The sequence below is a fragment of the Paenibacillus pseudetheri genome (assembly GCF_924513355.1).
GTDB lineage: Bacteria > Bacillota > Bacilli > Paenibacillales > Paenibacillaceae > Paenibacillus_AQ > Paenibacillus_AQ pseudetheri.
In genome coordinates this window covers 1-20689 of sequence record NZ_CAKMAB010000011.1, presented here as the reverse complement: position 1 = coordinate 20689, position 20689 = coordinate 1, and the positions used below count along the sequence as shown (strand labels likewise).

15 protein-coding genes and 3 riboswitches are annotated in these 20689 nt (G+C 43.1%); all 15 genes read left to right on the top strand.

Features of this window, described 5'->3' with window-relative positions:
• Positions 1 to 41: 41 nt before the first annotated feature.
• The 15 genes from L1028_RS12320 (at position 42) to L1028_RS12250 (ending at position 20239) form a co-directional block, all read left to right on the top strand.
• On the top strand, positions 42 to 1457 hold the full coding sequence (locus L1028_RS12320; protein WP_234534162.1) for a DUF58 domain-containing protein: 1416 nt from the start codon (positions 42 to 44) through the stop codon (positions 1455 to 1457).
• Positions 1426 to 3807 (top strand): DUF4129 domain-containing transglutaminase family protein, encoded by a 2382-nt coding sequence (locus L1028_RS12315; RefSeq protein ID WP_234534159.1) that lies wholly within the window; start codon positions 1426 to 1428, stop codon positions 3805 to 3807. Before L1028_RS12320 ends, L1028_RS12315 begins: the two co-directional genes overlap by 32 nt.
• 160 nt (positions 3808 to 3967) lie before the next feature.
• Entirely contained in the window at positions 3968 to 5506 is a 1539-nt protein-coding gene (gene guaA / locus L1028_RS12310; protein WP_234534158.1) for a glutamine-hydrolyzing GMP synthase, read from the top strand.
• A gap of 242 nt (positions 5507 to 5748) precedes the next feature.
• Positions 5749 to 6465, top strand: coding sequence for a purine-nucleoside phosphorylase (deoD, locus tag L1028_RS12305; RefSeq protein ID WP_234534156.1), 717 nt, complete (start codon positions 5749 to 5751; stop codon positions 6463 to 6465).
• Between the two features lie 165 nt (positions 6466 to 6630).
• Entirely contained in the window at positions 6631 to 7809 is a 1179-nt protein-coding gene (gene deoB / locus L1028_RS12300; RefSeq protein ID WP_234534154.1) for a phosphopentomutase, read from the top strand.
• Positions 7810 to 7937: 128 nt separating this feature from the next.
• Positions 7938 to 8681 carry a GntR family transcriptional regulator gene (locus tag L1028_RS12295; RefSeq protein WP_234534152.1) on the top strand — a complete coding sequence of 248 codons (744 nt, stop codon included), beginning with the start codon at positions 7938 to 7940 and terminating at the stop codon, positions 8679 to 8681.
• A gap of 291 nt (positions 8682 to 8972) precedes the next feature.
• Complete coding sequence (locus tag L1028_RS12290) at positions 8973 to 9437, top strand: hypothetical protein (RefSeq protein ID WP_234534150.1); 465 nt, start codon at positions 8973 to 8975, stop codon at positions 9435 to 9437.
• A gap of 187 nt (positions 9438 to 9624) precedes the next feature.
• A riboswitch (purine riboswitch) is annotated at positions 9625 to 9724 on the top strand.
• Between the two features lie 122 nt (positions 9725 to 9846).
• On the top strand, positions 9847 to 11247 hold the full coding sequence (locus L1028_RS12285) for an NCS2 family permease (protein WP_042184716.1): 1401 nt from the start codon (positions 9847 to 9849) through the stop codon (positions 11245 to 11247).
• A gap of 153 nt (positions 11248 to 11400) precedes the next feature.
• Positions 11401 to 12990: a glycosyltransferase family 39 protein gene (locus tag L1028_RS12280; RefSeq protein WP_234534148.1), complete on the top strand. Its 1590-nt coding sequence runs from the start codon at positions 11401 to 11403 to the stop codon at positions 12988 to 12990.
• A gap of 51 nt (positions 12991 to 13041) precedes the next feature.
• On the top strand, positions 13042 to 15090 hold the full coding sequence (locus L1028_RS12275) for a glycosyltransferase 87 family protein (protein ID WP_234534145.1): 2049 nt from the start codon (positions 13042 to 13044) through the stop codon (positions 15088 to 15090).
• A complete protein-coding gene (locus L1028_RS12270; protein ID WP_234534142.1) occupies positions 15087 to 16865 on the top strand; it encodes a phospholipid carrier-dependent glycosyltransferase in 1779 nt (592 codons plus the stop codon). Before L1028_RS12275 ends, L1028_RS12270 begins: the two co-directional genes overlap by 4 nt.
• A gap of 97 nt (positions 16866 to 16962) precedes the next feature.
• The gene (locus L1028_RS12265) at positions 16963 to 17943 is read left to right on the top strand and encodes a glycosyltransferase family 2 protein (RefSeq protein ID WP_279306860.1); all 981 of its coding nucleotides are present in this window, start codon (positions 16963 to 16965) and stop codon (positions 17941 to 17943) included.
• Positions 17933 to 18337, top strand: a complete 405-nt coding sequence (locus L1028_RS12260; protein ID WP_234534140.1) for a GtrA family protein — start codon at positions 17933 to 17935, stop codon at positions 18335 to 18337. The genes L1028_RS12265 and L1028_RS12260 overlap by 11 nt, the downstream gene beginning before the upstream one ends.
• A gap of 34 nt (positions 18338 to 18371) precedes the next feature.
• Entirely contained in the window at positions 18372 to 19022 is a 651-nt protein-coding gene (locus L1028_RS12255) for a class D sortase (protein WP_234534138.1), read from the top strand.
• Positions 19023 to 19146: 124 nt separating this feature from the next.
• Positions 19147 to 19227: riboswitch (cyclic di-GMP riboswitch) on the top strand.
• Between the two features lie 108 nt (positions 19228 to 19335).
• A riboswitch (cyclic di-GMP riboswitch) is annotated at positions 19336 to 19416 on the top strand.
• 13 nt (positions 19417 to 19429) lie between these two features.
• Positions 19430 to 20239: a transglutaminase-like domain-containing protein gene (locus tag L1028_RS12250; RefSeq protein ID WP_234534137.1), complete on the top strand. Its 810-nt coding sequence runs from the start codon at positions 19430 to 19432 to the stop codon at positions 20237 to 20239.
• Positions 20240 to 20689: the final 450 nt, after the last annotated feature.

Here is a 20689-nt window from a genome sequence, read left to right as displayed (position 1 = left end):
TCTAGTAAAAAGAAAAAACAAATGTCTGGGCACCCTTTTTCATGGGAAGAATAGATAGTAATAAGTTCCTGAGCTGGGAACAAGTCTATGACCAAAGGATGGGTGTCCCATTGTCCTCTTCATCACTAATGGATCAATTGAAGAAAGATGCCGGAAGTGTCAAAAGCTTTTCTTATCCGCGTAGCCGAAGTGCTCTGATGGAATGGTTAAGGATGCTAACTGTGGCTGGAATTATAGGTGCTTTATATGTTTGGCGAGGAGGTCCGTCTTTGCTGTTTCTCCTGATCGTTGTTGGAGTTATTATGCTCGGTGGACTTATGCTTCAGCTCTCTGGTCCACGGACGATTAAGCTAGTTCGTACGATTACTCCTGCGAGACCGATGGCTGGAAATACACTTCATGTGAAGGTACAGCTGAGCTTCTCTTCCCGGTTGCCTCTTCCTTGGATGACCATTGCCGATTATTGGGGCGATAGCCATCATCAGAAGCTGATATTTCCTGGATTCAAACGTTCTTTTTCATACACATACACGATTGAAAATTTATCTCGCGGCAATCATCATCTGCTGGGCTGTAGAGTAACTTGGGGAGATTTTCCGGGTTGGTTCACGGGAAGATCTGAACCGGATGGAGGACAGAGTTTTAAGGTGCTGCCAGCGCCTTTATACTTTGGTGGAACTTTACCAGATAGCGGTTTTATGACGGGTGACACCTTGTATTCTAGACGGGGAAGAAGTTTCAGTGATGAGGCTTTGGAATCCAGGGATTATGAGCCAGGAGATCCACTTAGCCGAATTCATTGGAAGAATAGTGCAAGGACGGGAGCGCTGCAGAGCAAAGTTCCAGAACGGGAAAAGGCAAGAATGACCTGTATTGTGCTCTCTAATGACCCGCTCAGCTACGAGGTTCCTACAGATGTGCTTAAACCTCGTGGAAGCCGAGACGATTCGCCTCCAGTATTTGAGAAAGCGGTGTCGACAGCGATGGGGCTGATGCTCTCCGCTGAGCGTTCAGGTGCTTATGTTCAGTTGTTCAGTGGCGGTTGGCCAGAAGGTATGGCTAGACATGAAGGTCTGGGTAAAATCCCAGGGAGAGTGCTGGATATTCTGACTGAAATTTCTCTGGATGGCACTAGAAACCTGTCGCTGCTGCTTGATGATGCTTCCCGAGGCTGGATTCCGGGGATGACAGTAGCCATTATTACGGGACGACTAGAAGAGGAATCAGCCAAGGTCATTGCTAAGTTCTTGATGCAAGGTGTGAAGGTGGAGCTTTATTATGCATGGGATCAATCAGCACCGAAGCCAGGGGAGGCTCGCCAGCCTGGAAGGGGAACTGTCGGAGATAGTTTGGCTCGTCTCGGAGCACGTATGTTTTGTCTGGATGATGCATTGCCAGCATTCAGATTCAGGGAGGTAGAGTTCCATGAATCATCCGGAAAACCAACGCTACGGTAAGGGGAAATCGGGTGATACAGAGCTGACTATGAATGGCTTTCAGTTCAATTTGGGGCAAATGGAGAACAGTCACGCCGGTAAGCAGAGAAAAGTGCCTCTGTACTATCGTTTGCTGTTCTCTTTGACCATTATGGGGCTATTTATTGAATGGTTACTCCCTTTATATAGGTCTGCTTTATTAGAAGATACCTCCAAGATGCTACAAGTTCTAATGGTATTGGCGGCAGTGTTGCTGTTATGGGGGATATTTCAGATTCCGGGGTGGCTACTTCTAAGTATTCAATTTCTTATTACTGTTTCAGCGTGGCTTTACTTATGCAGTGGAGGCGAAGGTCTAGGGTGGCTAGGGATTTATGCGGACGAAATTCCGAATGATCTCATTCTGCTTCTCTCTGGACATGTCTCTCAGTTAAGCGAGATCAGCAGGCTTTTGATATTGATTGTCGGTTGGGGGCTATTGGTATCCTCAGTACAGCAGCTTGCACTCTTCCGAGGGAGTACAGTGCTATTCACAGCAGTTACAATCATTTACTTGCTGGTCTTGGATATGGGTTTCGATGTCAATACCACAATGGATATTATGATATCAATGGGTCTTATCTTTTGGATGCACGCGATGAGTGGTCTCCTTCGTCTTAGAGAACGTGAGGGGGTTACTACACTGCCTTATGCGCGTTGGGGAGGGCTGACTTTGGCGGCAGCCATTGTCGTGATGACAACAGCATGGTTCGGTGGGCAGCTGCTCGGGGCAAGACCAACCAGCGAGCTTACGCTGCAATCGACATTTCAGAAGCTGCAGACTTGGGCTTCAGGGCATTTGCCAGAAGATAAGGTGTCTAGTTCGTCAGGAACGACAGGGTATAGTTCGAGTGATGGTGAACTCGGTGCCCCATTATCCCGCAATGCTGAACCAGTCTTTACTGCTATAACTAGCGAGCGTACTTACTGGCGAGGTGAGAGCATTGCTTACTATGATGGCCGCCGATGGATCAGAGGGGGCGAAGAGTTTATGCCGCTTAATCTGTCCGGTATTCCAAAGAATCTTTCTTCGACACTAAGCAGCGAAACAAGGAAACGAACACTTCAACAGCGGATACAATTCGCCACCCCTTCTTCTGGGGGAATTCCTTTATTCAATGCGGGAATAATAACGGATGTTGAGTCGGTTGAACTCTTGGGCGGAAGTAAATTGGGATATGTGCTGTCAAACATAGACAGAGAGAGTTTTCGTCTGCCTGATTCGATAGGCTCTGCACGAATCACAGAATATTCAGTGGAGTCCTTACTTCCTGAGAACGATCCAGTACTGCTTCGTGGTTTGAGCAGTAGCGATCCCCAGGAAATTATGGGCAAGTATTTACAATTGCCAGATTTGTTACCCGTACGAGTGAGAGATCTGGCGGAGAAGCTTACAGCTTCTTCAGGTAACCGTTATGACTCCGTAACGGCAATTAAGGATTACTTACAACATGGATATTTCTATACGTTGAACACAACGGTTCCACCATCCGGATCTGATTTTGTGGATCACTTTTTATTTGAGACGAAACAAGGCTACTGTGTTCATTTTGCAACAGCTATGACCGTACTGCTTCGCAGTGCAGGAATTCCTGCTCGTTATGTCCAAGGCTTTGGGCCTGGGACCTTGCAGGACGATGCTATGCCGGCGAAGTATTTAGTCACCCAGGGCGATGCCCATGCTTGGGTGGAGGTCTATTTCGCCGGCGCCGGTTGGGTCCCATTCGACCCAACGCCTGGCCCCGCCCTTGCCGCCGGCTTCGCCGCGCCGGCGCTGCCTGCGGCAGCCTCGCTCGCGCCGCAAGCTGCGCGAAGCGCGGGCCTGCCCGCCCTGCCGCTGGCGGGCGGGACCTCCGCCGCGCCGCTCGCTGCTGCGGCGCTGCTTCCCGCCGCCGCCGCTTGGCGCTGGCGGCGTAGCCTGGCTCTGCTGCTGGCCGCGCGCAGCGCCAGCAGCATGAGCCGCGAGAGGCAGCTGCGCGCTGCCTCTCTAGCTTGGCGCGGGCTGGCGGAGCGGTATGGACCGCCGCCGCCCGGTGTCACTGGCAGGGAGTATGTGGACTCCCTGCAGATTTACGATGCCGGACTAAGCGAAGCCGTCCGGCAGTTCGTACGCCAGTGGGAGACCCTGGCGTACGCGCCTTCAGCCTTCGTCGCGGCCGATCCCGCGAACAAAATTCCTACAACGTCTGCAACGTCTAGAATGTCAGCAAGGTCTACAATATCTGCAATTCCTGCGGCGCCAGCATCTCCCGCAGAGATTAGCGAGCTTACTACTCGTGATGCGGCCGCGTTTATACGTGAATGCCTGATCATCACCTTTCGGTTAACTTAATCGGTCAGAACAGTTGGTGCTGCTATACAATTCCTTCCATGGAAAGGAATGTTCTTCATAAAGTTCAGCGCTCTCCAATTATGAGAAGTGTGTTCTCCTTTCCTTGACGATGAGAATTAACCATGAGTATAATGAATCCAATAATCAAGGGAGGCTCGTAATGAATAAGCCAAATGAAATTATCGTCGTTCTCGATTTCGGGGGACAATACAACCAACTTATCGCGCGCAGAATTCGGGACCTGGGAGTATACAGCGAACTTTTGCCGTACAATACGCCAGTAGACAAGATCAAAGCAATTGCACCTAAAGGGATTGTCTTCTCTGGTGGGCCTAGCAGTGTATATGCTGAAGATGCTCCACATGTGGACCCAGCGATCTATGATTTAGGAGTACCAATCTTTGGTATTTGTTATGGTATGCAACTAATGGCTCACCAGCTTGAAGGTAAAGTGGAACGCTCCGCTAAACGTGAATATGGTAAAGCTGACATTGACTTTGAAGAAGGTACTTCACTCGTGGCTGGGCTTGAGGGCCGCCAGACGGTATGGATGAGCCATGGTGACCATGTGGTTGAACTTCCAACAGGATTCAAGCTGAATGCAGGAACTGAAAGTGCTCCAATCGCGGCAATGAGCAATGATGAGCGCAAGCTGTTCGCGGTTCAATTCCACCCGGAAGTGCGTCACTCTGTACATGGTAATGAGATGATCTCGAACTTCTTGTATCAAATTTGCGGATGCGACGGCAAATGGACGATGGAATCTTTTATTGATGAAGCCATTCAAGATATTCGTAACCAAGTTGGAGACAAAAAAGTACTCTGCGCACTTAGCGGTGGCGTGGATTCTTCCGTAGTTGCAATGCTTATTCATCGTGCAATCGGTGACCAATTGACTTGTATGTTTATTGATCACGGTCTTCTTCGTAAAGGTGAAGCAGAAAGCGTAATGGAAACCTTCGTAGGTAAATTCGATATTCATGTCGTGAAAATCGATGCACGCGAGCGCTTCATGAGCAAGCTTGCAGGTGTTGAAGATCCTGAACAAAAACGTAAAATCATCGGTAACGAGTTTATCTACTGCTTCGACGAAGAGTCGGCTAAGCTCGGAGATTTCGCATTCCTTGCACAAGGGACACTGTATACGGATATCGTTGAGAGCGGAACAGCTACGGCACAAACGATTAAATCTCACCACAATGTGGGCGGTTTGCCGGAAGACATGAAATTCAGCTTGATCGAGCCACTAAATACCTTGTTTAAGGATGAGGTTCGTAAACTAGGTGAAGAGCTGGGAATGCCACGTGCTATCGTTTGGCGTCAACCTTTCCCTGGTCCAGGTCTTGCTATCCGTGTCTTGGGTGAAGTAACAGAGGACAAGCTTACTATCGTTCGTGACTCTGACTTCATTCTGCAAGAGGAAATTGCTAAAGCGGGATTAGACCGTGAAATTTGGCAGTACTTCACTGCCCTGCCTAACATGAAGAGTGTTGGTGTTATGGGGGATGCTCGTACTTATTCCTACACAGTAGGTGTGCGCGCAGTAACTTCCATCGACGGCATGACGGCTGACTGGGCACGTATTCCTTGGGATATTCTTGAGAAAATCTCCGTACGTATCGTCAACGAAGTGGAGAACGTAAACCGCGTAGTGTATGACATTACTTCGAAACCACCAGCAACGATTGAGTGGGAATAGGATCGGTGCAACTATAGATTCCAAAAAAGCCCCCTTTTATTTGCGTTATCTAGCAAATAAAAGGGGGTTTTTTTTTATTTTTCAAGTAAAGGGTTGTGTTGTAACACCGTTTTTCACAAATCTTTTACAAATACGTTTCATTGAAAGGGCTTGCAACCCTCGAAAAGTTATGATAAATTGTACTTGTCTAAAAAATAGACAAGATAAACAAGTACATTTTTTTACTAAAGGAGCCAATCAAAATGATGACTATTACCAAAGAGACACCTCATATTAAACCGAACGGAGTAGAAATCGCTGAATCGATTCTGTTGCCTGGAGATCCTTTGAGAGCTAAGTTCATTGCGGAAACTTTTTTAGAAGATTATCAGTGCTTTAACGAGATAAGAGGAATGTTAGGATATACCGGTACTTACAAAGGGAAGAAGATCTCTGTTATGGGTACGGGAATGGGTCCAGCGAGCATGGGGATCTATTCTTGGGAATTAATCAATGTATTTGGCGTTAAGAATTTAATCAGAATTGGTACCTGTGGTGCAATGCAAGAAAACATTGAGCTATACGATGTAATTTTCGGTATGGGAGCTGCAACGGATTCCAACTATGGTCATCAATATAATTTACCTGGACAATATCCACTAACAGCTTCTTTTGAGCTTTTGGAGAAAGCTAAGAAAATAGCAGATGATCAAGGACAAAAGGTTCATATTGGTAATATTTTATCCAGTGAAATATTTTATAATGCAGACCGGGGAGCTAATAAAAAGTGGCAAGATGTAGGGATTTTGGGCGTTGAAATGGAATCTGTAGCCCTCTATTGGAATGCTATTCAAGCACGTGTGAATGCGCTATGTATTCTAACAGTGAGCGATCATCTTATTACAGGAGCAAAGACCACTCCGGAGGAACGCCAAACTGCATTTACTAAAATGATGGAGATCGCATTAGAGTTAGCATAAATATTTCCCTTCTATGGAAACTAATGTGAACGATATAAAGTTTATACAGCATGAGATATTGGGAGCCTATTATGAATCAATCCGTTGGAAATAAACCGATCGTAAGCTTAAGTAAAGTTGTTCTTGTTATATTATTTTAATTACTAGATAAGGGATGAAAGTAGAATGAAGAAATTTAAACGTGTACATTTGATCGTCATGGATTCAGTAGGCATTGGAGAAGGAAAAGACGCGGATCAATTTAACGATGTTGGCTCCCATACCCTATTACACATTGCAGAACATATGAATGGATTAAATCTGCCCAACCTAGCCAAATTGGGTCTGTCCAATATTGAAGAAATTTTGGGTGTTCCGAAAGCTGAAAAACCACTTGCTTATTATACTAAATTACAGGAAAAATCAGTCGGGAAAGATACAATGACAGGTCATTGGGAGATCATGGGTTTAAATATTGATCAACCCTTTAATGTGTATCCAAATGGATTCCCTGATGAACTGATTAAACAGATTGAGGACATAACTGGACGAAAAGTAGTAGCGAATAAGCCTGCAAGTGGAACAGCTATTCTTGATGAATACGGCGAGCATCAAATGAAAACAGGGGATCTGATCGTTTATACCTCTGCTGACCCGGTTCTGCAAATTGCAGCTCATGAAGAAATCATCCCATTGGAAGAGTTATATGATATTTGTGAAAAGGTTCGGGAAATCACCAAAGACCCTGCCTATTTAATTGGTCGTATTATTGCCAGACCTTATGTAGGGCAACCTGGGAAATTTACGAGAACCTCCAATCGTCATGACTATGCCTTAAAACCATTTCATAAAACCGTTATGAATAGCTTGCAAGACGGAGGTTATGATGTCATCGCCATTGGTAAAATCAATGATATTTTCGATGGTGAAGGCGTTACAGAATCCATTCGTACAAAAGACAATATGGATGGTATGGATAAACTGCTTGATGTAATTAAGAAAGATTTCACTGGAATGAGCTTTTTGAACTTAGTTGATTTTGATGCTTTATACGGTCATCGTCGTGATCCGGAAGGCTATGGAAGAGCATTAGAGGAATTCGATAAACGATTAGATGAGGTATTCGATTCCATCCGAGAAGATGATTTGTTAATGATTACGGCTGACCATGGAAATGATCCAACCTTCCCCGGTACAGACCATACGCGTGAGTTTATTCCTGTTCTAGTCTATTCCAAACAATTAAGAGACAGTGGTGCACTACCTGAGCATGATACCTTTGCTGACATTGGTGCAACTATAGCAGATAACTTTGATGTTGATATGCCAGACAATGGAGAGTCTTTCCTGCAATTTCTTAAATAATTGATATCACGTAAAAACCTCCAAAGCTTCTTTTTGGAGGTTTTTACGGTGTGATTGAAGCAAAGGTTGACATTCCTTGTCGCTTGAAAAATGATGTGTCATAATGGGGAGAAAAGGACATCAGATGAATGAACACACATAAACTAGATAAATTGAAAAGGCCGCTTTATATCAATGTATATGATGAGCTTCTTCTTCAGATTAACAAAGGAGAATACCTCGTAGGCAGGCAACTTCCTTCAGAACCGGATTTAGCCAAAAAACTCGGGGTTAGTCGCGCAACTTTACGGCAAGCGTTAGTTCTTTTGCAAGATGATGGATTAGTAAGAAATGTACGTGGGAAGGGAAACTTTGTACTTGAATCTTCTTATAAACAAGAGGATATTCAATTAGAGAAACTGAGCAACCCCATGCATAAATGTCATATAAGCACATTTGACCAAGTAGATCTACATTATCGGCTGGACCCGCAAACGGAACATACCAAACAAGTATTAAGAAGAGATTCAGCTACAGTTGTAGCTTTGGAGCGTTTGTATAGAAAGGGAGGCGAGCTACATGCTTACGCTTTTACTTTCATGTCCATGCAAACAGTAGAGAGGTTATCTTTGGATCTTGATAATAAAGAGAGAATGCTGGACTTTCTAGAGGACAAGGCCTATGCAGATGCTAACCATGGGAATATTGAAATAAAATATACGCATACCGTTAACTTAGCTGATCGGAAAGATAAATTAATGGGGCAGAACGAGTGCTTTTTACTACTAGAAATCATTTTCGACAAAACAGAGCCAGATTATCCGTTAATGTATAATAAATTTTACATCCCACAACAGTTCTCGAATATAAAACTAAATATTACTAAGGACTAGTCTGAAAAAAAGTCGAAAATCCCGTATTTAGGATTTTCGACTTTTTTGGCTCAATTCTTCAAATTCCTGTTTTAACCCCATTTTTTTAAGCATAAATCTCGCTATAATATATCGCCATAAGTGCGAAATAGCTAAAAAGTCTTAAATACAGGACTTTTGCCAAAAGTCTATTGCAAGATCTGTGACAATATAGACTCTAATGTTTTTGCTTGATAGGGCTGTGATAGACGCTAAAGCTGCTCAATATGATTGTGGTAAAATGGAAAAAATCTATCATAGGGAGAAATTAACATGGGATTTTCTCTTCTCGGCACACTAATGGCATTCATCCTCCTTGCCCCAAGTTTGCTAATGATTAAGTTTCCACCTGGAAATGTACCCTCGGGTGTGCGAGATGCAGGACCAATCTATACCCTCCTGGAGAGAGCAGGGCAATTGGGTTGTATAGGGATTCTTGCGATCTCACAGGATAGCTTTCAACAGGCAGAGTTTGGCGTAATTGCTGTCTTTATTATCTTGTTTATTGCTATTTATTATGGCCTTTGGATTCGATATATCGTTAAGGGAAGGCAATTTAAATTGTTATGGGATCCATTAGGGTTTATTCCAATTCCGATGGCAGTCCTCCCAGTATGTGCATTCGGATTGGCAGCGATTTGGGGCAAATCCATTTGGCTGAGTATTGCAGTAGTTTGTTTAGCGATAGGGCATTTAGCCAACTCTTGGTATAGTTATCAGTGCACCAGAAATAAATAATTAGAAATATAGTAAAATATACCCATATATAAAGTGGTTGGATAGTTAATAAGCTGCATTGATAGAACGAGTTTGAAGATAGATAAAAGCATGAAAATGCATTATTTACGAACAATAGGAAAAATAAAGTCGAAAATGTTCGTTTTTTATCATTGACAACTCACGTGCTATCCACCTAAAATGATAGAGCACAACAACATAATTCTTTCGTATATTTCCGGGAATTGGCCTGGAAGTTTCTACGAGGTCACCGTAATGACCTGGCTACGATTAAGAAGAGCAGAGCAACCCGCATTGTCCTGAATTTAGGGCTATGGTCCTGGGTGCTACTCTTTTTTTCGAGCCGGTGTCTAACAGATACCGGCTTTTTGTTGCTGTCAGACACAACATACCTTAGGGGGAGAACAATTTGAATCGGTTTTTCAAGTTGAAAGAGAACGGCACTACAGTTCGTACAGAAATCATGGCGGGCTTGACCACGTTCATGGCAATGGCTTACATCCTGTCGGTTAATCCGAGTACTTTAACGGCATTTGGCCGTATTGATATGGGCTGGTACTCTGTATTTCTAGCGACGGCGCTGGCAGCAGGTATTTTCACCATCGCAATGGGCGTGTTCATAAACTTTCCAGTGGCATTGGCACCTGGTATGGGACTTAACGCATATTTTGCTTCCGTAATTCTATCTTCCGCCACATCAGAGCATCCATTCACTTGGCAAATGGGTCTGACAGCCGTATTTATTTCCGGTTTGATCTTTATCTTACTGACTGTAACTCGAGTACGGCAGATCTTACTAACTGCAATTCCTGACAGCTTGAAACATGCGATTACAGTAGGTATCGGGATGTTCATTACGATCCTTGGACTTAAGAACAGTGGACTTATGACGATTGGTGTTGAAGCCGGTAAAGACATTCCTGCTAACACGTTCACAGATGTCCTTTCCTTTGAAACTATCATTCACATGGGTAGCCTAGAAAATTCCAATGTACAACTGGTAATTATCGGACTTCTTCTAATCTCCATCCTGATGGTGCTGAACGTTAAAGGCGCAATTTTGTTCGGTATCTTGGGAACAACTGTCGCTGGTATGTTGATGGGCGTAGTTGATTTCAGCGCCTTGTCCAGTCCGGCAACGCCTTGGGTTCCTGACTTCACACAATTGAACTTCTTCCAGTTTGACTGGGATGGTATCCTGCACACAGGTATTGTTTCAGCGATTGCAACTTTCACCTTTGTAGAGTTGTTTGATACATTTGGTACGCTAGTAGGTACGGCTCAACGCGCAGGTATTATGGATAACCCTGAAGAAGGTAATAGACGTGTAGGTAATGCAATGTTTGTCGATGCAGTTGCTGTAGCAGGTGGTGCTGCACTGGGTACTTCGACTACTACTGCTTTTGTAGAAAGCGCAGCAGGTGTTGCTGAGGGTGGACGTACAGGTCTGACAGCTGTAACAACGGGCGTATGTTTCTTACTTGCGTTGTTCCTTGCTCCAGTGGTTGCTCTTATTCCTGGATCTGCTACAGCCGCAGCATTGATCGTCGTAGGTGTGCTGATGGCACAATCGATCCGTCAAATCGATTTTCAAGATATGGTTGTTGCGATTCCAGCATTCCTAACACTTGTAATCATGCCCTTCACTTATAATATTGCTAACGGTATTTCCTTTGGTATCGTAACTTATGTAATCCTAGCTTCTGTTGCTAACCTTGCGGGTAAGAAGAAATACGATATTCACTGGATGATGTGGGTACTTGCGATCCTGATCGTTCTCCGTTATGTATTCCTTGGTAGTGAGGGCTAACATATATATAGAATACAGATGTGCATTCAGTGGCTCCCTCATAACAGAGGGGGCTATTTTTTTATTTTCGTTATGTATTCTCCTGTTTGACTTGTTGTATGTTCTGCCTTTCCATCATCCAATATTTAGACTATATTGTTGAAGAGGTGATGAATGTTGTCCACAAGATTTAGAAATTGGTCTTCTTATTTTAAGAGTAATCCTTGGCCGCTCTTATTGTTTCTGCTGGGGGCTGTGATTCGCATTTTTTACTTTGGTTCTATCCCAGGTGGCTTGAATCAGGATGAGGCATCAATAGGTTATGATGCTTACGCTATACTTCATTACGGAATAGACCGCAATGGTATTCATTTACCTATTCACCTCATTGCTTGGGGAAGTGGGCAGAATGCCCTTTACGCTTACTTATCAATGCCTTTCATATTATTGTTCGGACTCACTCCAATGTCTGTACGTGCTGTTAGCTTAATCATGGGTCTACTGGGTATGCTCGTATTCTATCTTCTTTCCAAAGAGCTATTTACTTCCAGAACTGCTGGTATTGCGGCGATGTTTTTTATCGCAATTAATCCATGGCATATTATGATGTCAAGATGGGCGCTAGAGTCCAATTTGTTTCCCACTTTGACCCTGCTCTCCGTTTATTTTTTATTAAAAACACTTAAAACCCCTAGGTGGTCCTATGCATTTACAATTCTATTAGCTCTCTCGCTTTATGCTTATGGAACGGCATACTTTTTTGTTCCGGTGTTTGCTTTAACTACTGCGATTCTTCTATTCTATATAAGAGTATTGAAGCTTCGGACGATTCTATGGAACGGAATATTGTTTATAATTATAGCTCTGCCTATATTCCTATTTGTGATGATTAATCGCTTGAAGCTGCAGAGTATAGAAACTCCATTGTTCACGATCCCTAGATTGACTACACCACGTATGGAGCAGGTCTCGTCCGTATTTAGCGGAGACTTATTTCATACCGCAGTAGGTCATTTTCAAGAATTTATTAAGCTTATGATTAGTGGGAATGATGGACTGCTATGGAATTCGATCTCGCCTTACGGATATGCTTATCCGATTGCGCTTCCTTTTGTTCTTATTGGACTTGTTGTAATGCTAAGGGCAATACCCAAGCGTGACCATGAAGGACGGGGGCAGGCTATCATTCTGCTCTGGTTATTGATTTCAGTGCTGATGGCTTGCGTGACGAATGTGAATATTAACCGCATTAACGTTATTTTTTACCCAATCATTTTACTTATTGTTGCAGGATTTATGTGGGTAACGCAGAGAATTAAAGGGCTTGGGGTTGTTTCAATAGCAGGCTTCAGTTTGTGCTTCGTGTTATTTTGCAACGCCTATTTTAATGAGTTTCCAGACAGAGTCGGACCTGCCTTCTATAATTCTATCGGCGAGGCTATACAGTATGCATCGGAAGAGAGTGAAGGAAAGGTTTATATTACAGATAAGGTTAATATGCCCTATATTTATGCACTTTTTTATGAGAAAATCAATCCGAATGATTTCTTGGCAACGGTCAAGTACACTAATCCGGGAGCTGCCTTTCAGAAGGTATATACTTTTGGAAGATATGTGTTCGTGTTAGGGAGTCCAACGATAGTTCCAGGGGAGAATGCTGCATATATTTATTGGAACGGTGATACTATTCCTGCTCTGAGTGAGAACTACAAGATTAATAGATTTGCAAATTATACGGTAGTGATCACGGGCGGCGATTTATAAAGCGGCAAAGTATGGACTAAGATGAATATATGACGAGGTGAGGTTGGAACGATGATCAAGAGTACACGTACGGCCGCTATGACTGTATTGATGCTGTTATTGTTTTTGCTTCCTGTAACAAGCATTTATGCAGATGGGAATCTATTGCAGAACCCTGGATTTGAGGAGGGGGGAGAGGGTTCTCCTTCTAACTGGACTAAGGATATGTGGATTTCAGGAGACAACGCTGGCATGCTTTCAATCCAATCGGATGAGGTTCACTCCGGTAGTAAAGCGGCAGTCATAGAGAATATCGAACCCAATCACTTGAAATGGGTGCAAACGATTAAGGCAGCGCCGGACAGCTATTATAAAATCTCTGGATGGATCAAAGTAGTAAGTACCGCAGGCGAAGGAATGGGCGCCAATATACTTGCCGTTGGAGTCGGTGGGGGGTATCCCAGTGTAACGGATACGGCAGGAGAGTGGCAGTATCTTGAATACATAGGACAGACAGGACCTAAGCAGAAAGAATTCGGCATAGGTGCAAGTTTGGGAGGTTACTCAAGCTTGATTCAAGGTAAGGCTTATTTTGATGACTTGTCTGTAGAAAAATTAGACGCTGCGCCCGAAGGGGCCATAGTCATTTCGCTGGATAGTGCAGCAGTTAGTCAGGATGCTGGTGACAAAAAAGCAGATACACCGCATAAAGTGTCTCCAACCAAGATGCTGCTGATCTCAGCGCTTTTCAGTGTGTTTTTTGCAGTGCTTTATACCAAGGTATTCCGCAGTGAGAAGCTTATGAAGCAACCTGAGAATGTCTATTCCAAATGGCTGAGCATTGCCATCGGGGTTGCTTTTATCCTAAGGGTCTGGATTGGTCTGACTGCTCAAGGCTATCAGAATGACATGAATACCTTTATAGCTTGGGGCCAGCGTATGGTTGACTTAGGTCCAGGTAAGTTTTATGAAGAAGGATATTTTGCTGATTATCCTCCTGGTTATTTGTACATTTTGTATATGCTTAGTCTTATTCGCGGTGTATTTGGCTTTGCGCATGGTTCGGGTGGAGAGAATCTGCTGTTCAAACTGCCAGCGATTATTTCTGATTTGGTATTGGGTTACTTCATATTTCAAATGTCCCGCAAAAAACTCGGTTCAGGGATCGCCTTTGGCTTAACGCTATTATTTCTGTTTAATCCGGCGGTGCTTGTTAATTCAGCGGCGTGGGGACAAGCGGATTCGTTCTTTTTGATTTTCCTGTTGCTCAGTATTCAGGGTGCTGCGAACAAAAAGTTTGTTCAATCCGCGATTTTGTTTGCATTAGCAACTTTAATCAAACCACAAGCGTTAATATTTACACCGGTATTGTTGTTTGCTTTCTATCATCACCGTGCTTGGAAGCAACTTGGATTTGGAGCTTTGTATGGATTAGGGATATTCGGATTGCTCGCGGCACCATTTTTCTGGAATAACGGTGGTTTAGTTGGCCTTATTAATCTGTATAAGAGTACGTTATCTTCCTATCCCTATTCTTCTGTGAATGCATTTAATCTATATGCACTGACTGACCCGATGTGGTCATCCCTTGACCTAACTTGGTTAGGTATTACTTACCGTGTATGGGGCTTCATATTTATTTTAGTGGCAGTGGCCGTAGCAGTGTTTTATTCCTTCAAAAAAGATCGCTTGGATTTATCCAAATCCTACTTTATCGGTATGGCGCTCATTGTAGTAGTCTTTGTGCTTGGAACCAAAATGCATGAACGCTATATGTTCCCTGCTGTTATTCTCTGTATGTTCACTTATATAGCGAGTCGGGATCGTAGGTTTTTATCCCTATTCCTTGGATTCAGCTTAACGCAGTATATCAATGTGGCTTATACGTTAACTCATCTAAATGCAGGTGTAAATCCAGGTGCAGATGGAATCGTTTTGGTCACTTCTATAGCTAACCTGTCATTATTGCTATACATGCTCTACATCGGTTACGACGTGTATGTTCGTGGGGGAGTAAAACCTCTTCCAGCACCGCCAACACCTGAAGAAAAATATGAAGAAGACCTTAAAGTCGTCGAGCAAATAAGACCGCACCAGAAGGGAGGGAGACTTAAGCGATGAAGTTTAAGCGTATAGATTGGATATGTATTCTTGCCATTACTGCCGTTTACGCGGCAATTGCTTTATATAATTTAGGTTCTACTAAATCTCCAGAGACCTTGTGGGAGCCAGCTGCCAGCGGTGAAAGCTTCTATGTAGATCTAGGGCAGAGTAAACAATTGGAACGAGTGAATATATTCGGTGGCGTAGGTACCGGGAAGTTTAAGCTCGAATTCAGTGAATCCCCTGATGTCTGGAGTAGTCCGCTGGATGTAAGCGAGGATGTTGGGAATGTCTTCATCTGGAAAAGCCAACCTCTAAACGTTGCAGCAAGATACGTGAAGTTTACAGTTACATCTTCAGGGTTCACTTTAAATGAAATGGCCTTCTATGAGCAGGGAGGCGAAAGAGTACCTCTTCCTATAGCCGGTGTTACACCGGATGCTAATGCAGTCGCTAAAAGAGGAGAGCCTGCCAATCTTTTTGACGAGCAGTCACTCATCCCTGAATATTCTAACTTTATGAATAGCACTTATTTTGACGAGATCTACCATGCACGGACAGCTTATGAATATACACACGGGATTGTGCCTTATGAGAACACGCATCCACCACTAGGCAAGCTATTGATCGCAGTAGGGATGGAACTGTTCGGAGTCAATCCTTTCGGCTGGCGTATTATCGGAACATTGTTCGGGATTGCCATGCTGCCTCTCATTTATGTAATGGCACTTCGTCTCTTTAAAAAGAGCAAATACGCAGCACTTGCAGCTGGATTGTTCGCACTGGATTTCATGCATTTCACACAAACAAGAATCTCTACGATCGATGTATACGGAGTATTCTTCATCATGTTAATGTTTTATTTCATGCAGCGATATTACACTATGAATTTCTTCAGGCAGCCCTTAAGAAAAACACTAATTCCGTTGTTCTGGTCCGGTCTATTCTTCGGAATTGGTGTCGCCTCCAAGTGGATTGTACTATACGGAGGAGCTGGGCTGGCCATTATGCTAGCTATCTCGCTCTTCGAGCGATACAGAGAATACCAAGCATCGGGACGGTTGCTCGCGGAAGGGAAGATCAAAGACAAGGAACTGCTGAGCACCTGTCGTGAAACCGTAAATTCGTTCTGGAAGAATATCATTATTACGCTAGCTAGTTGTGTTGCATTTTTCGTAATCATACCGGTCGTTAATTATAGTTTATCTTTTGTTCCGGGTTTATCTGCATCCGCAGAGGGCTTTACTATAAAAGGCTTGATTGATTCCCAAAAGAACATGTACAACTATCACAGTCAGCTTGTAGCTACACATCCTTTTGCGTCCTCCTGGTGGCAATGGCCATTTATGAAGAGACCCGTCTGGTTCTTCAGTGGCAGTGAGGGATTGCCGCAAGGTCAGGTCAGCAGTATAGTGACTATGGGGAATCCGCTTATCTGGTGGACGGGTATTTTCGCAATGCTGGCAACGCTGTGGATTACACTGAAACGCAAAGATAAGACCCTTTATATGATCTGGATCGCCTTTTTCTCACAATATGTTCCGTGGATGCTTGTCCCAAGGGAAACCTTTATCTACCATTATTTTGCTATGGTGCCTTTTATGATTCTTGGTATTGTATATATAATGAAGTTGCTAGATAGTAAATATCCTGAGGCTCGTTATGTTAGTTATGTCTATGTGGCTGTTGCTTTGCTGCTCTTTGTCGCGTTCTACCCAGTCCTATCAGGGATGCAGGTAAGCGGAGATTATGTGAAGGATATGCTGCGTTGGTTCCCATCTTGGGTTTTCTAAGATTTTTTAATATCTATAACAATAAGTTTATGCTTACAGCGTTATTATGAAGAATAGAAAGATGTAACGCTCCATAAAGCTTTTAGGAGGAATAAAGGTGAAAGCCAGATATAGTGTGATTGTACCCATGTTTAATGAGGAGCAAGTAATTAGCGTTACTTACGAACGTTTGAAAAAAGTAATGGACGAATGCGGCGATACTTATGAGCTAGTCTTCGTTAATGACGGGAGTCGTGATCGTTCGGCCCAGATGATTCGGGAGATCAGTGATCAGGATGAATGCGTCAAGCTAATTGACTTCTCGCGTAATTTCGGACATCAGGTAGCAATTACAGCCGGCATGGACTATGCCGAAGGTCAAGCGGTTGTTGTTATTGACGCAGACCTTCAAGATCCACCGGAGGTCATTTTGCAAATGATCGAGAAGTGGAAAGAGGGTTATGACGTTGTGTATGCGAAGCGGCTGAAGCGCCGTGGAGAAACGATGTTCAAAAAGGTAACGGCTAAGATCTTTTATCGACTGCTCAGCAGCATGACAAGTGTAGACATTCCTACGGACACAGGTGATTTCCGTCTTATTGATCGTAAGGTATGTGATGTCTTGCGAGGTCTCAAGGAAAAAAATCGGTATATCAGAGGTTTAGTGAGCTGGGTCGGCTTCAAGCAGACGATGGTGGAATATGAGCGGGAAGAACGATTTGCAGGAGAAACCAAGTATCCTCTTAAGAAAATGATTCGTTTTGCACTGGATGGGATCACTTCCTTTTCGCATAAGCCACTTAAGATTGCTACATATGTAGGATTCTTTCTTTCCTTCTCCAGCTTTCTCTATTTATTCTTCGTATTGTTTCAAAGAATCTTTTTCACCTCATGGACGGTTCCGGGTTGGGCTTCCATTGTAGGAGTCAATTTGCTCTTTAACGGTATTGTTCTGATGCTGTTAGGTGTAATCGGAGAGTATATTGGACGGATTTATGACGAGTCTAAGGATAGACCGTTGTATATTGTCAGTGAGACCATAGGATATCGTAACGAAGAAGAAGTGGATCGCCGGAAGGATTACAAAGATGTCAGATAAGAACTTGCGGACTGCATTCATACAGTTTCTCAAATTTAATGCTGTAGGCCTGGTAAATACCCTCATTGATTTCGTAATCTTCACATTGCTGAACTCACTTGGAATGGTATATGCGTTGGCACAGGTGATTTCTTATAGTGCAGGGACAGCGAACAGCTTTATTTTGAATAAAAAAGTAACCTTCAAGGATCGCGATCGTGGCAATAAAGAGGGTTTTGATAAGACGCAGTTGCTGAAGTTTATCGTACTGAATCTCGTAGTGCTCGGAATATCGCTGTTGCTAATGCATCTGTTGACTGACAAACTAGGCATTCAAGTGTTGATCTCTAAGGTATTAGTAACGTTTGTGACGGTGATCATTAACTTCTTCGGAAGTCGTAAATGGGTATTCTAAAGTTCGGCAGAATTAATCTACGGAGGTGAAAATCATGCGTAAATTCTCGTATGTGCTCATACTGGCTGGGATCCTTATCATGCTCTATCCAAAAGCTAACGAATGGTATAACGACTGGCAGCAGGATAAGCTATTAGAATCGGCTGAACTGAGCACCAGTGAAAGTACTCCACCACCTGATCTGAAGAGCAGATATGCTGAGGTCACTCAGCTACTAGCGGAGGAATCAGCTCTCGATGCACAGGCACAGCCGCAAGAAACAGAAAAGCCAGAGCCGGAAATTGAGGTGGGTGGCAAAGTCATCGCATTAATTGAGATCGATAAGATCGATCTGAAGCTGCCTGTATTAGAAGGGGCTACTAAAGCGAATATGAAGCATGCCGCGGCCCATATGAAAGAAACAACTCCAATAGGAGAAATGGGGAACGCCGCAATAGCAGCACATAGAGCTAGAACTACGGGTAGATTGTTTAACAGATTGAATGAGGTTGTGATTGGGGATACGATTACGGTAAAGACTAGCGATCAGACTTATAATTACGAGGTTTATGATATTTCTGTTGTACTTCCTAGTGATGTGTCTGTTCTAGACGGGAATAACAAAGATAAAATTCTTACCCTAATTACGTGTGACCCACTAGTAGATCCTACACATCGTTTGATTGTTCATGCCAAGCTTTCCTGATCGTTGACGAGAAATAACAAGAGGACTCAAATACAGAGAAATAACTATAAAATAATAGAAAATCTAGCAATTTTGTTCTTGTTTACGAGGATAAATATGGTAGTATAAGACTATAAAAGCTAAACACGATAAACGGCAAACCTATCGAAAGGTAGGGACGCAAAGCTAAAGGGCCTTCCCGAAAGGATGGCAGCCAGTTACCGAATGAAGAGGCTTTTTTTGTTTTTATAAAATATATAAGAATCTTAGATTCATATTTCTACTTGGACTGATTCTGTTAATTTGTCTAGTGAAATTAGAACAGATAGAGCTTATACGATAACGGCAAACCTATCGAAAGGTAGGGACGCAAAGCTAAAGGGCCTTCCCGAAAGGATGGCAGCCAGCTACCGAAAGGGGTTTTATCCGTGAAAAAGGTTTATTTTATGATGGTGGCGCTGTTCGTACTGATTACTGCGGTTCCGGTAAGCACAGCTCAAGCCGCAAGTGTAGAGGCGAGCTGGTTGATTACATCGAAAGTGGCTCAAGGTGTTATTGGGATTAACTATGATATTCCGAAAGACAAAAGAATCAAACTCATGATTACTAAAGACAACAGCAGCTATACATATAACTTATATGCTTCTGGGCAAGCTGAGGACTTTCCTTTACAACAAGGCAATGGTACTTATAAGGTTTCTGTTCTTGAGAACACAACCGGTAATAAATACAAAGCGTTATATTCCGAAGTAGTAGATGTAACCATGAGTGACTCGAATTCCGTATATTTGGGCTCCGTACAGAATGTAAAGTGGAGTTCTTCTGATAAAGCGATCCTTAAGGCAAAAGAGCTTACAAAAGGCAAAACAACAGATGAAGAGAAAGTTAAGGTAATCTATAACTATGTAGTTGCTAATGTACAATACGATTATTCTCTTGCTAATAACGTAACAACAGATTACATTCCGAACATTAACAACACTTTGAATACTAAAAAAGGAATCTGCTATGACTATGCTTCTCTTTTTGCCGCAATGCTGCGTAGTGTAGATGTGCCTGCTAAATTGGTGATGGGGAATACTAGCTACGTTACGCAATACCATGCATGGAATGAAGTGTTGATGGATGGGAAATGGGTTACTATTGATACCACGGTAGATGCATCATCAGCGAAGAGTAAGAAGAATACGGATTTTATTAAGGCTTCAAGTAAGTATACTGCAGCAAAATACTATTAAATTGACTCGCTAGAATCATAACTCTATTAAATAAACAACCAGCTTAATTATTAAGCTAGTTGTTTATTTTTCTATTAGGGGTTGCTTTTCTATGAATAGATAGGTTATTATAGTTAAGCGTTGTTAGACAGCGTACAGGCAATGTTTGAGAGAGTTATATAAACGGCTTTCGAAAAATAAAGCTTGCATTACTGAGAACAACATGATATATTATAAGAGTTGCTGCTGAGACATTAAACGGCGCCAGCGAGAACTTGATCTTTGAAAACTGAACAACGAGTGAGTAGGAAATCACGAGAGTGAAATCCAAAATTGATGAGTTTCACGGTGTATTTTACGCTTTTGAAATTTCATCGTGAGAATTAATTTTCTCGTCAGATGTTTCAAAATGAGCATATCGCTCTTTTCAATACTAATTGGAGAGTTTGATCCTGGCTCAGGACGAACGCT

Coding starts and splice junctions, on each gene's coding strand:
- L1028_RS12275 (WP_234534145.1), top strand. CDS start 13,042: ATGATCAAGAGTACACGTACGGCCGCTATGACTGTATTGATGCTGTTA.
- L1028_RS12280 (WP_234534148.1), top strand. CDS start 11,401: ATGTTGTCCACAAGATTTAGAAATTGGTCTTCTTATTTTAAGAGTAAT.
- L1028_RS12290 (WP_234534150.1), top strand. CDS start 8,973: ATGGGATTTTCTCTTCTCGGCACACTAATGGCATTCATCCTCCTTGCC.
- L1028_RS12295 (WP_234534152.1), top strand. CDS start 7,938: ATGAACACACATAAACTAGATAAATTGAAAAGGCCGCTTTATATCAAT.
- L1028_RS12255 (WP_234534138.1), top strand. CDS start 18,372: ATGCGTAAATTCTCGTATGTGCTCATACTGGCTGGGATCCTTATCATG.
- L1028_RS12270 (WP_234534142.1), top strand. CDS start 15,087: ATGAAGTTTAAGCGTATAGATTGGATATGTATTCTTGCCATTACTGCC.
- L1028_RS12260 (WP_234534140.1), top strand. CDS start 17,933: ATGTCAGATAAGAACTTGCGGACTGCATTCATACAGTTTCTCAAATTT.
- guaA (WP_234534158.1), top strand. CDS start 3,968: ATGAATAAGCCAAATGAAATTATCGTCGTTCTCGATTTCGGGGGACAA.
- deoB (WP_234534154.1), top strand. CDS start 6,631: ATGAAGAAATTTAAACGTGTACATTTGATCGTCATGGATTCAGTAGGC.
- deoD (WP_234534156.1), top strand. CDS start 5,749: ATGATGACTATTACCAAAGAGACACCTCATATTAAACCGAACGGAGTA.
- L1028_RS12315 (WP_234534159.1), top strand. CDS start 1,426: ATGAATCATCCGGAAAACCAACGCTACGGTAAGGGGAAATCGGGTGAT.
- L1028_RS12320 (WP_234534162.1), top strand. CDS start 42: ATGGGAAGAATAGATAGTAATAAGTTCCTGAGCTGGGAACAAGTCTAT.